This is a genomic window from Vibrio sp. 10N.222.55.C6 (assembly GCF_041473395.1).
In the GTDB taxonomy this organism is placed as follows: Bacteria; Pseudomonadota; Gammaproteobacteria; order Enterobacterales; family Vibrionaceae; genus Vibrio; species Vibrio crassostreae_C.
The window spans coordinates 1-418 of sequence record NZ_JBFRSD010000866.1 but is presented as its reverse complement, the minus strand read 5'-3'; the positions used below and the strand labels follow the sequence as shown (position 1 = coordinate 418).

The 418-nt window shown below is 50.2% G+C and carries 1 pseudogene; it reads right to left on the bottom strand.

The annotated features are described in order from the left end of the window. A pseudogene (locus AB4486_RS26595) lies at positions 1 to 418 on the bottom strand (site-specific integrase); the annotation flags it as partial.

Below are 418 nucleotides of genomic sequence, written 5' to 3'. Positions count from 1 at the left end.
CTTCAAAGCCAATGAATGGCTCGCTAGGAGGACGGTTGGCTTTGAACGCCAGTAACAACCGTATTAATTTGGCGCCGATTTCGGGCATCACAACCTGAACCGTGCGCGCGTCTCCGCTTTTTGTTTTGCCTTCCTCGGTATTGGTAATGTAGATCGCAAATAACTGACCTTTTTCGTGGGTGCATCGAATATCTTGAAGGCGCAGGCGTAAGAGCTCCCCTCGTCGAAGGGCGCCGTAATAACTCAATAACGCGCTGACACTCGCAAATAACGCCTGCATCGGGGACAGGCTGTGCGTTAATAACTGAGTGACCAGGTGGTGCACCTCTTCAGCGCTAAGAGAAAGGGCATCAATTTTTAGGCTTTGGGTCGGTTTGATGAAAGTCGAGAGATCTAAGTGCTCAGTGATGGATTGCTG